Annotated in this window: 12 protein-coding genes and 1 pseudogene; 12 read left to right on the top strand and 1 reads right to left on the bottom strand. The window is 46.7% G+C overall.

All coding sequences use genetic code 11. The features are described 5' to 3' along the window. Positions 1 to 23: 23 nt before the first annotated feature. From fabG to BN3261_RS10645, 7 genes are all read left to right on the top strand, one after another. Entirely contained in the window at positions 24 to 764 is a 741-nt protein-coding gene (fabG, locus tag BN3261_RS10675) for a 3-oxoacyl-[acyl-carrier-protein] reductase (RefSeq protein ID WP_015525540.1), read from the top strand. Between the two features lie 32 nt (positions 765 to 796). Then, the gene (gene fabF, locus BN3261_RS10670) at positions 797 to 2,038 is read left to right on the top strand and encodes a beta-ketoacyl-ACP synthase II (RefSeq protein ID WP_015525541.1); all 1,242 of its coding nucleotides are present in this window, start codon (positions 797 to 799) and stop codon (positions 2,036 to 2,038) included. Between the two features lie 4 nt (positions 2,039 to 2,042). Continuing rightward, on the top strand, positions 2,043 to 2,624 hold the full coding sequence (gene accB, locus BN3261_RS17315) for an acetyl-CoA carboxylase biotin carboxyl carrier protein (protein WP_110925794.1): 582 nt from the start codon (positions 2,043 to 2,045) through the stop codon (positions 2,622 to 2,624). A gap of 57 nt (positions 2,625 to 2,681) precedes the next feature. Then, positions 2,682 to 3,110 carry a 3-hydroxyacyl-ACP dehydratase FabZ gene (gene fabZ, locus BN3261_RS10660; protein WP_015525544.1) on the top strand — a complete coding sequence of 143 codons (429 nt, stop codon included), beginning with the start codon at positions 2,682 to 2,684 and terminating at the stop codon, positions 3,108 to 3,110. A gap of 9 nt (positions 3,111 to 3,119) precedes the next feature. Further along, the gene (locus BN3261_RS10655; protein WP_015525545.1) at positions 3,120 to 4,484 is read left to right on the top strand and encodes an acetyl-CoA carboxylase biotin carboxylase subunit; all 1,365 of its coding nucleotides are present in this window, start codon (positions 3,120 to 3,122) and stop codon (positions 4,482 to 4,484) included. Then, the gene (locus BN3261_RS10650; RefSeq protein ID WP_059086224.1) at positions 4,474 to 6,228 is read left to right on the top strand and encodes an acetyl-CoA carboxylase carboxyl transferase subunit; all 1,755 of its coding nucleotides are present in this window, start codon (positions 4,474 to 4,476) and stop codon (positions 6,226 to 6,228) included. The genes BN3261_RS10655 and BN3261_RS10650 overlap by 11 nt, the downstream gene beginning before the upstream one ends. 135 nt (positions 6,229 to 6,363) lie before the next feature. Further along, positions 6,364 to 6,804: a MarR family winged helix-turn-helix transcriptional regulator gene (locus tag BN3261_RS10645; protein ID WP_022427168.1), complete on the top strand. Its 441-nt coding sequence runs from the start codon at positions 6,364 to 6,366 to the stop codon at positions 6,802 to 6,804. Positions 6,805 to 6,945: 141 nt separating this feature from the next. Here BN3261_RS10645 and BN3261_RS10640 read toward each other — a convergent pair whose 3' ends face one another. Then, positions 6,946 to 7,224: a type II toxin-antitoxin system HicB family antitoxin gene (locus tag BN3261_RS10640; protein ID WP_015525547.1), complete on the bottom strand. Its 279-nt coding sequence runs from the start codon at positions 7,222 to 7,224 to the stop codon at positions 6,946 to 6,948. A gap of 305 nt (positions 7,225 to 7,529) precedes the next feature. Between BN3261_RS10640 and BN3261_RS10635 the strand changes: the two genes are divergently transcribed. The 5 genes and pseudogenes from BN3261_RS10635 (at position 7,530) to BN3261_RS10615 (ending at position 12,365) form a co-directional block, all read left to right on the top strand. Continuing rightward, positions 7,530 to 7,973, top strand: coding sequence for an HD domain-containing protein (locus BN3261_RS10635; protein ID WP_059086223.1), 444 nt, complete (start codon positions 7,530 to 7,532; stop codon positions 7,971 to 7,973). A 296-nt stretch (positions 7,974 to 8,269) separates the two neighbouring features. Further along, positions 8,270 to 8,476, top strand: a pseudogene (locus BN3261_RS10630) (helix-turn-helix domain-containing protein); the annotation flags it as partial. Then, complete coding sequence (locus tag BN3261_RS10625) at positions 8,473 to 9,279, top strand: DNA-3-methyladenine glycosylase family protein (RefSeq protein WP_059086221.1); 807 nt, start codon at positions 8,473 to 8,475, stop codon at positions 9,277 to 9,279. The pseudogene BN3261_RS10630 and the gene BN3261_RS10625, both read left to right, overlap by 4 nt. A gap of 19 nt (positions 9,280 to 9,298) precedes the next feature. After that, positions 9,299 to 10,588 carry an alpha/beta hydrolase gene (locus tag BN3261_RS10620; RefSeq protein ID WP_330383264.1) on the top strand — a complete coding sequence of 430 codons (1,290 nt, stop codon included), beginning with the start codon at positions 9,299 to 9,301 and terminating at the stop codon, positions 10,586 to 10,588. After that, positions 10,554 to 12,365, top strand: a complete 1,812-nt coding sequence (locus tag BN3261_RS10615; RefSeq protein WP_059086220.1) for a DUF6320 domain-containing protein — start codon at positions 10,554 to 10,556, stop codon at positions 12,363 to 12,365. The genes BN3261_RS10620 and BN3261_RS10615 overlap by 35 nt, the downstream gene beginning before the upstream one ends. Positions 12,366 to 12,455: the final 90 nt, after the last annotated feature.

Here is a 12,455-nt window from a genome sequence, read left to right as displayed (position 1 = left end):
CATAACATCAGAAAGGAATTCATATGTCAGAGAAAAAAATCGCAGTTGTAACAGGCGGTGCACGTGGGATCGGGAAAGCCATCGCCCTGGAGCTTGCAAAAGCAGGAAACCTTGTAGTGATCAATTATAACGGCTCAGAAGAAAAAGCCCGGGAAACAAAAGCAGAGATCGAGGCAGCCGGCGGCCAGGCAGATATCCTGCAGTGCAATGTGGCAGATTTTGATGCATGTGAAGCTTTTTTCAAAGCTGTTGCAGAGAAATACGGACGTGTTGATATCCTGGTAAATAATGCCGGAGTTACGAAGGACGGACTTCTCATGAAAATGAGTGAGGAAGATTTTTCCAGAGTTGTTGACATCAATCTGAAAGGAACCTTCAACTGCATCCGTCATGTGTCCAGAATGATGCTGAAGCAGAGAAGCGGCCGGATCATCAGCCTTTCATCGGTGGTAGGCCTTCGTGGAAATGCTGGACAGGCCAATTATGCGGCATCCAAAGCCGGGATCATCGGTCTTACAAAATCCGCTGCAAAGGAGCTGGCATCCAGAGGGATCACGGTCAACGCCATTGCACCGGGATTTATCAAAACAGACATGACGGACGTGCTTTCTGACAAAGTAAAAGAAAATATTGCGGCATCTATCCCCATGGGAAGCATGGGAACAACAGAAGACGTGGCAAAGGCAGCTGCATTTCTGGCATCAGACGGTGCACGTTACATCACAGGACAGGTACTTCGCGTAGACGGCGGAATGGCAATGTAAAGAAGGCTCCCCGGAGTCAGGAGGATAGATTGATGAAAAGACGAGTAGTAGTAACAGGACTTGGAGCAGTAACACCGATCGGAAATGATGTGGAAAGTTTCTGGAACGGAGTAAAAGAAGGAAAGGTGGGGATCGGACCGATCACCCGTTTTGATACGACCGGATACAAGGCAACACTGGCAGCAGAGCTTAAAGATTTTGTGGCAAAGGATCGCATGGATCCGAGAACTGCAAGAAGAATGGAGCCTTTTTCCCAGTATGCGGTAGCAGCTGCACTGGAAGCAGTGGAAAATTCCGGGCTTAAGATGGAAGAGGAAGATCCGTACATGGTAGGCGTTATCATCGGCTCCGGTGTGGGAAGTCTTCAGGCTACCGAGACCAATGAGAAGAAGCTTATGGAAAAAGGTCCTTCAAGAGTGGATCCGCTTCTTGTTCCGAAGATGATCACAAATATGGCAGCCGGAAATGTTTCTATCGCTACCGGCGCAAAAGGAAAATGCACCAACGTGGTAACGGCATGTGCGACAGGAACACATTGTATCGGAGATGCTTTCCGTGCCATTCAGTATGGTGATGCAGATGTAATGCTTGCCGGTGGTACAGAGGGAGCTGTTTGCCCTATCGGTATCGCAGGCTTTGCAAGCCTTACTGCACTGAGCACAAGTGAGGATCCGCTGCGTGCATCCATTCCGTTTGATAAAGACAGAGGCGGTTTTGTTATGGGCGAGGGTGCAGGTGTGGTTGTTCTGGAAGAGCTTGAGCATGCCAAAAAGAGAAATGCCAATATCCTGGCAGAGGTTGTGGGATACGGTGCAACTGCAGATGCTTTCCATATCACATCTCCGGCCGAGGACGGAAGCGGCGCCGCACGTGCTATGGAAAATGCCATGAAGGAAGCAGGTGTTGCACCGGCGCAGGTAGATTATATCAATGCACACGGAACCGGAACACATCACAATGACCTGTTTGAAACAAGAGCTATCAAGCTTGCGTTTAAGGACGCTGCCAAGGATGTAAAGATCAATTCCACAAAATCCATGGTGGGCCATCTTCTTGGCGCAGCAGGAGCTGTTGAGTTTATCGTATGCGTAAAATCCATTTTGGACGGATTTATCCATCAGACAGTGGGAACAACAGAAACAGAGGAGGAGCTTGATCTGAACTATATGATCGGCGCTCCGGCAAAACAGGAAGTTCGTTATGCAATGAGCAATTCCCTTGGATTTGGAGGACACAACGGAACATTGCTTGTAAAGAAGTATGAGGAGGACTGAAGCTATGGAATTTAACCAGATTCTTGAACTGATCGATCACGTATCTGCATCAGAGCTTACTGCCTTTACATATGAGACAGCAGATCTGACCTTAAGTATGGAGCATGGAAAGCCACAGATCATCCAGGGGGTTATGGGAGAAACTGTGGAAAACATTCCGGCAGTAGGAATGACCGGTGGAAAAGTCCGCAGGGCAGTGAATACAGCACCGGTGGCAGGCAAAGATCCTGTGGTACCGGCTTCAACAGATGAAATGGCAGTGACAGTGACAGGAAAAACTGTGGCAGAAGCACAGGGAGTGAAAGGTACTGAGCAGTCGGAAACCGTACCACAGAGCGGGGAAGATCAGACAGGCAGCCTGGTAACATCTCCGCTGGTAGGAACCTTCTATGCTGCACCGTCCCAGGATCTTCCGCCTTACGTTCAGGTGGGAGACAAGGTAAAAAAAGGACAGGTTCTTGCAATCGTGGAAGCTATGAAGCTGATGAATGAGATCGAAAGTGATTTTGACGGCGAGATCGCAGAGATCTATGTGGAGAACGGACAGCCGGTAGAATACGGTCAGAAGCTTTTCCGTATCCGATAAGTACCTTCAGATCAGAATCAGAGAATAAGAAAAATTATTGTTTCAGGAGGATAGAGAATGAAGCATCTTGATGTAAAACAGATCGAGGAGATCATTCCACACAGACATCCGTTTCTGCTTGTGGACTATATTGAAGATTATGAGCCGGGTGAATTTGCTGTCGGATATAAATGTGTGACCTTCCGCGAGGATTTTTTTCGGGGACATTTTCCCCAGGAGCCGGTAATGCCGGGTGTTCTGATGGTAGAAGCGCTGGCACAGGTGGGTGCGGTAGCCATTCTTTCCCTGGAGGACATGAAGGGAAAAACCGCTTATTTCGGAGGCATCAACAAGTGTAAATTCCGCAGAAAGGTAGCTCCGGGAGACAAGCTCCGTCTTGAAACAAAGATCATCCGCAGAAAGGGTCCTGTAGGCATTGGTTCTGCAGTGGCATCTGTGGATGGCGAGGTTGCCGTAGAGGCTGAGCTTACATTTATGATCGGGTAAGGTGATTGTATGATTCGAAAGTTACTGATCGCCAACAGAGGCGAGATCGCGGTGCGTATTATCCGTGCCTGCAGAGAAATGGGAATTGCCACAGTGGCGGTTTATTCTGAGGCAGATGAGGAAAGCCTTCACACACAGCTGGCGGACGAAGCAATCTGTATCGGACCGGGGCCATCTGCACAGAGCTATCTGAATATGGAACAGATCATCAGTGCAACCATGGTTTCCGGTGCGGATGCCATTCATCCGGGATTTGGCTTTCTTTCTGAAAATGCCAGATTTGCGGAGCTCTGTGAAAAATGCGGGATCACATTTGTGGGTCCTCCATCAAAGGTCATCCGTATGCTGGGCAATAAAAAAATTGCAAGAAGCACCATGATCGCAGCTGGTGTTCCGGTAGTTCCGGGCAGCGAAGGGGATGTGGAGGATATTGAAACCGGTCTTAAGGAAGCTGAGAGAATCGGTTATCCGGTGATCATCAAGGCAGCTCTTGGCGGTGGCGGAAAAGGCATGCGTGTGGCAAACACACCGGAGGAATTTCCGGAAGCCTATGCAACCGCCAGAAAAGAGTCTGAGATCGCTTTTGGCGACGGTACCATGTATATTGAACATTTCGTGGTAAATCCGAGACATATTGAGTTTCAGATCCTTGCAGACAGCTTCGGAAATGTGATCCATCTGGGAGAGCGTGACTGCTCCATCCAGAGAAATCATCAGAAGATGATCGAGGAATCTCCAAGTGCTGCAGTTTCTCCGGAATTAAGAGAAAAAATGGGGCATGCGGCGGTGACGGCGGCGAAAGCAGCCGGTTATGTAAATGCGGGAACGATCGAATTTCTTCTGGAACCGGATGGAAAATTCTGGTTTATGGAAATGAATACAAGGATCCAGGTGGAGCATCCGGTGACAGAGTGGGTAACAGGTATCGATCTTGTAAAGGAGCAGCTGAAGATCGCTTCCGGAATGCCTCTTGAGATCGCTCAGGAGGATGTCCGGATCCAGGGACACGCCATTGAGTGCAGGATCAATGCTGAAAATCCCCAGAAAAATTTCCGCCCTTCGCCGGGAACTATCCAGGGAGCGCATTTTCCGGGAGGAAACGGGATCCGTGTGGATACCTGTGTGTATAACGGCTGTAAGATCCCGCCATATTATGATTCCATGCTTGCGAAGCTGATCGTTCATGCAGGTAACCGGAAAGAAGCCATTGCAAAAATGCAGAGTGCTCTTGGTGAGGTGATCATTGACGGAATCGATACAAATATTGACTATCAGTACGAAATCCTGAAAGATGAGGATTATCAGTCCGGAAATTTTGACACTGGCTTTCTTGCCAGCCATATCATTGCGGGAGTGAAGATCAATGAGAATTAAGCACATGTTCAAAAAAACAGTCAGGGATATCCGGGGTGAAGAACAGGAAAACATTCCGGAGGTGCCGGATAACCTGATGCGTAAATGCAACGCCTGCAAAGCGGCGGTTTTTGTAGACGAGGTAAAGCAGAATCAATACATCTGTCCCCACTGCGGAAATTATTTCCATGTACCCGCTTACCGTCGGATCAAACTGATCGCAGATAGAAAGAGTTTTGTAGAGTGGGATGCTCACATGGAAGAACAGAATCCCCTTCAGTACAGAGGCTACGAAGAAAAGCTCCAGGGGCTTCGTGAAAAGACAGGGCTTGATGAGGCTGTAGTTACCGGAAAGTGTACTATAAAAGGGACACCTGTGGCACTTGGTGTCTGTGACTGTCGTTTCATGATGTCCAGTATGGGAGAAGTCGTGGGGGAAAAGATCACGCGGGCTTTTGAACGTGCCACAGAGGAGAAGCTGCCGGTAATCCTCTATATCTGTTCCGGCGGTGCCAGAATGCAGGAGGGCCTGGTTTCCCTGATGCAGATGGCAAAAACCAGTATGGCCATCCGGAAGCACAGCGATGCTGGACTTCTTTATGTGCCGGTCCTCACAGACCCGACAACAGGCGGCGTGACGGCAAGCTTTGCTATGCTGGGAGATATTATCCTGGCAGAGCCGAAAGCGCTGATCGGTTTTGCAGGTCCCAGAGTGATCGAACAGACCATCGGGCAAAAGCTTCCCAAAGGCTTCCAGAGAGCGGAATTTCTTCTGGAACACGGCTTTGTGGACAAGATCGTAAAGCGTGAGGAGCAGAGGATCGTATTGGCGGATATTCTGAGATTACATCAGGATAAAGTCCTGAATAATGTACAGTCCAATAATACGGACATTAAAAATGGGTTCAAGTCTGACAATCAGGAATCGATGAAAACTGTTGAGGAAGATAATAGGATCTGGCCGGACTTCGTTCCATCCGGAGATTTCACTCCCTGGGAACATGTTCAGCTTGCCAGAGCCAAAACACGTCCTACAGGAAAGGACTACATCGAAGCGCTTTTTGACGATTTCATGGAATTTCACGGAGACCGTCACTGCGGGGATGATCCGGCAGTGATCGGTGGTGTGGCATTTTTCCACGGACAGCCGGTAACTGTCCTTGCACAGGAAAAAGGAGAGGGTACAAAGGAAAACATTACCCGGAATTTCGGAATGGTATCTCCGGAGGGGTACTGGAAATCCCTGCGCCTGATGCAGCAGGCAGAGAAATTTCACCGTCCGGTGATCTGCCTTGTAGATACACCAGGCGCATTCTGCGGGCTGGAAGCAGAGGAACGTGGACAGGGTGAAGCCATTGCAAAAAATCTCTATACACTGGCAGGTCTCACAGTGCCGGTGCTTTCCGTTGTGATCGGTGAAGGCGGAAGCGGAGGTGCCCTTGCCTTGGCGGTGGCAGATGAGGTATGGATGCTGGAGCATTCCGTTTATTCCATCCTGTCCCCGGAGGGCTTTGCCTCCATTCTCTGGAAAGACAGCAAAAAGGCAAAGGAAGCAGCAGCAGTGATGAAGCTCACAGCTGCAGACCTTTACCAGATGGGGATGATCGAGCATGTGATTCCGGAAGCAGAGCCTGTAAGCCGTGAGAACATAAATGATATCGCAGGTTATCTGGAAAACGGAATTGCGGATTTTCTTGAGAAATATGGCGAAGAAGAGCCGGAGAAGCTTCTGGAACATCGCTATGAACGTTTCCGGAAAATGTAGAAGCAATAAGTGCAGTGATTTTGTAGCCCGCAAAGTAAAAATCCAGTGGAAAAAATGCCATATTTATGTTACGATGGCTTCATAAACAGAGAACCGGAGAAGCCTTTTTGCTCCGGAGAAACAGGAGCGGGTAGAGTGGACAATCGGGAAGTTATAAATGACGTGCTGGTGAATCTGTTCAATGAGATCCTCCGACTGGAGGAGGAAGCCATCATCACAGATAAATATAAAGATATTTCCAACAATGATATGCACATTATCGAGGCTGTAGGTCTTGGAGGGGGGAACATGTCCTCCATTGCAGCCAAGCTTAAGATCACCGTAGGCTCCCTCACAACATCTATGAACAGTCTTGTAAAAAAAGGCTATGTGAAGAGAGAACGAAGTGAGAAGGACCGGCGTGTGGTATTTATTCAGCTTACAAATAAGGGACGTATGGCATATCATCATCATGCGGAGTTTCACAGGCAGATGACAGAAGCGGTGATCGCAGAGCTGAATGAGAATGAGACAGAAGTGCTGGTAAAAGCACTGGACGGACTGCGTAAATTTTTCAGACAGTATCATGAACAATAAAGAAACGTATAATAAAAGCATCCGGATCGGTAATAAAGGACAATTACCGATCCGGATGCTTTTTGCATAACAGGTATTTTCGACACGGACATTTATTGAAAATGATATTAAATGTCGCCTTTGTTTTTGTGGTACGAGAGTTTATTCGTCCCAGCCATCCTGGAAGCGGATATTTACAGAGATATTGCGGACAACGTCTCCCTCCTGAAGCTCCAGATCGCTCTCATCGGAAACCGGAGGAAGCTTTCCCTCAAATTCCATAAGCTCTGTGTAGATCCAGTCGTATGCAGCTGCATTGGCATTTTCGATGGCATCATCCAGCGTGTCACCGTTGGCTTCACAGCAGGCAAGATCCGGAAAAAAAGCATTGTATTTTTTGTCCTCTGTGGGACGGAAAACTGCGGGATATATAAATTTCATAGGTAAGATTCCTTTCTTTTTTAAAATGAAGTGATCCGTGTAATACTACGAATATGGATAGTTTTACCTGACCAAGGTAAGTATATACCAATTTCAGAATGAGGGCAAGCGAGTTCATGATCCAATGAAAGATCTAAATAAGAACAGCAGAGTTTTTGGGATGCTATAATCAGAAAATTGTCGTATATAAGTAAAAATGATAGATATATAAAACTTTTTATCCTTGTATGTAGGAAATATAGATGCTATACTGTGTAATACAGAGTATGAACGGGGGTTCGAAAGACCTGACGGGAGGCACAGCTATGATTTATACAGCTTTGACGAAAAAAGCTATGAAGGTGGCGTACGAGGCACATCATGGACAGACAGATCGAAGCGGGACACCTTATATCTTTCATCCATTTCACGTAGCGGAGCAGATGGATGATGAACTCAGTGTATGTACGGCACTTCTGCACGATGTGATAGAAGATACAGAGATCACATTTGAGGATCTTACCGGAGAATTTCCGGAAGAGGTTGTGGAGGCCTTACGTTGTCTTACAAGAGATAAGAATATGAATTATTTCGATTATATCCGGAAGCTCCGGAAGAATGCAATCGCAAAAAAAGTGAAGCAGGCTGATCTGCTCCACAATTCTGATGTAACACGTCTTTCTGACTGCGAAAATATGTCTGCTGAACAGATATCACGGCTGCATGGAAGATATAAACGGGCTTTGGAGATACTTCATGATGCCAGGTGATATTATTTTCGCACAAGTCATTTATTGACTTTTATTCAGTTTTTTCATGCGCATGATCCACACAAAATATCCGTGACCTCAGATATTATTGTGGATCTTCTTAGTGGAAGTATGGATTTCTTGCATTGATCTCTATGTAGCATTTGATCGCATATTTGATAAATTCTATGATTTTTTTCATTTTATTTTCCTCCTCTTTTCTTTAACTTACAAATGCATTATAATAAACTCTCGGAAATATTACGTGCCAAAAACACAGAAAAAGTAGTCAAATATTGTGGAGAGAAAAATCCATGTTCAATCAGTTTCTCAATGAGCAGCGACTGAATTATGTAACGATTCATCTGGAATGTAGTGATGAAAGTATTACGGATATCTGTATGAATGCGGGATTTGAAAGTCAGAGGACTTTTAACCGGGTATTCCGGGAACGGTACCGGATGACACCAAGAGAATACAGAATATTATATAAGGAAAAATATTTACGAGAGGAACAGACATGATCACAGTAGAACTGGAACATTTCAGCCTTGATAAAATATGCGATTCCGGACAGTGTTTCCGGATGAAAAAGCTTGGAGACGGACATTTTTCCATGGTGGCGGGAGACCAGTATCTGGAAATGCATCAGAAAGACGGAGTGGTGGATTTTTGCTGCTCTCAGGAGGAGTTTATCTGTTACTGGGTGCTTTATTTTGATCTGGATACGGATTATGAAGCTTACATGAATGCGGCTAATCCACGGGATAAATATCTGGGTGCCGCAATAAAGGCAGGAGACGGGATACGGATATTAAGACAGGATCTCTGGGAAATGATCGTTACGTTTCTGATATCTCAGCAGAACAATATCAAGCGTATCCGCAAATGTATCGAAACCATCTGCCGGAAGTACGGAGAGCGAAAAAATTCATCTGCAGGTGTGGAATACTACGCTTTTCCGACTGTAGAGGCGCTGAGTCAGGCAACGGAAGAGGAGTTAAGAGGATGCGGCCTGGGATACCGGGCAAAATATATCGCAGTAACGGCCAGGACCATTGCATCCGGCCAGATCTCTCTGGAAAAAATCTATGATATGCGTTACCATCAGGCAAAGAAGGAGCTGATGAAGCTTTGTGGTGTGGGAGAAAAGGTAGCTGAGTGTATCTGCCTGTTTGCACTGCATCATATGGATGCTTTTCCCATAGATACCCACATCCGTCAGGTCATGGACGTGCATTACAAAAGAGGATTTCCCAACCGCAGATACAGAGGAATGCGTGGGATCATGCAGCAGTATATTTTTTACTATGACTTGTACTCATAGACTGCGGATGCTATCATAGGTGAAAATAAAGGAAAAATCCACGGAGGAAAAAGTAATCAAAAAATATTTACTGCGATTGAGACAACCACGTATAAAAAAGAAAGAAAACAGATATTATATCCGGGGCTATAAGGGAACGGAAGTGATCATCCGTACAGATCATGAGATCCTGAAGAGGATTGCCTACAGGCGTACCTGCGTGAAACAAGTCTGCATTCCTGGAAGATACGAAACAGAAACAAAATATATCTATACAAGAAAAGAAAACAGAAGAAGCCGCCCAGTCATAGTTCCGGGCATTCCGACCGGGAGAGAAGCGGCTATGCCACGTGCCGTGCGGACAGTGCTCCATGCTCTTTCCTATGGCGGGATCGAAGTGGAGGCTTCCAGAAAGCTGGCAGATCTTAAGAAGATGGATCCTATGAGGATCTTTTACAGGACACTGGATGCGGAAGTTTATAACGGAGACTATAAAGTGCCGATCCGTCTGTTTTTTCCAACAGAAGAGGACATGGAAAACGGTGCCGCCTCCGGAAAAAAACCACCGGTGATCCTGTTTTTCCATGGCGGTGGCTGGGTTACGGAAAGTGTAGAGAATTATCAGCGGGTTTGTGCCAGAATGGCACAGTCTACCGGTCAGATCGTGGCGTCTGTTGAATACAGGCTGGCACCGGAATACCGTTTCCCGGTGGGACTGATGGATTGTTATGCAGCTGCGAAGACTTTTTACACCAATCGTTTTCTTCTGAATACGGATCCGGATCGTATCACCATTATGGGAGATAGTGCAGGCGGAAATCTGGCAGCGGCTGTATGTATGATGGCCAGAGACCGCGGAGATTTTTTTCCCAAAAAACAGATCCTTATTTATCCGGCACTGAACAACTGTTATACGGAAGACTCTCCTTTTGAATCCGTAAAAACAAATGGAACCGGTTATCTTCTCACAGCGGAGAAGATGGAAGATTATCTGAAATTCTATGAGAGTTGTCCGGAAGACAGGAGGAATCCCTATTTTGCGCCGATCCTGGAGAAGAATTTTCGAAATATGCCGGATACACTGATACTTACCGCTGAGTTCGATCCTCTTCGGGATGAAGGTGAGGCATTTGGTGAAAAACTGAAGGAAGCGGGAAATCGTGTGGAAGTGCACAGGATCGCAGGTGCGTTTCACGGGTATTTTGCACTGGGGATCAAATTTCTGCATGTGCAGGAGAGCTTTGCATATGTAAATCGTTTTCTGGAAACAGAGGAACAGGAAGAAGGAAAGCATCATGAAGAACGAATATGCACAGTGGAGAAAACTTGACAATGCGGCGCTGGCGTTCCCGGCGGTGACAGGAAAGAATGACACCAGGGTATTTCGTTTTTACTGTGAACTTAAAGAAGAGATAAAAGAAGAAAACCTGCAGGAAGCCCTGGAGAGGACACTGGAAAAATATCCTCTTTTCCGTGCAGTTTTAAGAAAGGGACTGTTCTGGTTTTATCTGGAGAGACGTGATATTCCGGCAGTGGTAAAGAAAGAAGCAGGTGCACCCTGCAGCGGACTTTATATTCCGGACAAAAAAACGCTTCTTTTTCGGGTGAGCTATTATAAGAACAGGATTAATTTCGAGGTATTTCATGCGCTGACGGATGGAACGGGAGCCATGCATTTTCTGATGGAGCTGGTGAAAAATTATCTTCAGGAGACGCACCCATCCGCAGAGCTTCCGGAGCTTTTTTCGGATGAAAACATTACGGGCAGGGATATGGAGGAGGACAGCTTTTCCCAGTATTATTCCTCCGATGCGCCAAGAAAGAGAGAGTCCAAGAAGCCTGCTTTCCAGTTAAAAGGCGAGAAGCTCAGGCAGGAGGATATGAATATCACGGAAGTCTGTGTTCCGGTAAAAGAGATCCACGCCCGTGCAAAAGCGGCCGGTGTATCGATCACGGTTTTCCTTACGGCAGCACTTATCTGGGCGATCCATGAAGAAGTACCTCAGAATCAGGCGAAAAAGCCCATTGGTCTGATGATCCCGGTAAATTTGAGAAATTATTTTCCGTCCCGGTCTATGGCAAATTTTTTCGGATGGATCGAGATCAGCTGTTATTTTCAGCCTGATACAGCCTTTGAGGATATTCTGAGCTCCGTAAAGGAGCAGTTTGCAAAGGAACTGAGTAAGGACGTGATCGAAGCAAAGCTGAATGATTTGGTAAGCCTGGAGAAAAATCCGATCCTGCGTCTGGTACCACTGGAGATCAAAACCCCGTTCCTTCTTGCCGGGACAACTCTCGGAGGGAGGTCTATCACGGCGATCTATTCCAATGTGGGGATCATCCGGATGCCGGAGGAATATCGGAAATATATTCAGAGATTCGGACTTTTTGCAAGCACGGACAGTCTGCAGCTGTGTTCCTGTTCTTTTGGAGATGAGATGGTTTTAAGCTTTACGTCCAAGATCCCCAATGGAAATATTGAGCGGAATTTTGTGGAGAGACTGAAAAATGAGCAGGTATCCTGTAAAATTCGGGAGAATGATCTTCCGGGACAAAAAGAGGAGCAGAAACAGCAGATGAAGCTTTTTGAGAGCTTTACATTTCTGTGTATTGTGCTGGCTGTGGTATGTAATCTGATCGATTATCTGCTGGATAGTCATATAGGCTGGGCCTGGTTTGTGACTGCAGGGGCGTTCTGCACCTGGCTGATGGTTTCAGTGGCTTATGTGAAGCGGCGGAATCTTCTGAAGAATGAGATGTGGCAGCTGGTGATCGCAGCTGTTGCAGGAGTGCTTTGGGATGTGTTTACCGGTTGGCGTGGCTGGTCTGTGGATTATCTGCTTCCTCTGGCTTCGCTTGCTGTGATCTGCTCCATGTGGGTGATCACTGCGGTACAGAAGCTGGAGGTGGCGGAATATATGATCTATCTTCTGGAAGCAGGAGCTTTCGGAGGAGTGATCCCTGTGATCCTGCTGGCTGCCGGTGTGGTAACGGTGCTGTATCCGTCGCTGATCTGTATATGCGTCAGCTTTCTGATGCTGGTATGGCTGTTCCTGTTTAAGAGGAAAGATATGGTGCGGGAGATGCAGAAGAAATTCCGTGCATAGAAAATAAAAACAACCGTCGATCTGCAGAGGACTTTTTGAAGATCTGTCTGCAGACCGGCGGTTGTTTAGCAAATAAAGGAAGTTCCCTGC

The organism is Blautia massiliensis (ex Durand et al. 2017) (assembly GCF_001487165.1).
In the GTDB taxonomy this organism is placed as follows: Bacteria; Bacillota; Clostridia; order Lachnospirales; family Lachnospiraceae; genus Blautia_A; species Blautia_A fusiformis.
This window is presented reverse-complemented; position numbering and strand designations above follow the sequence as displayed.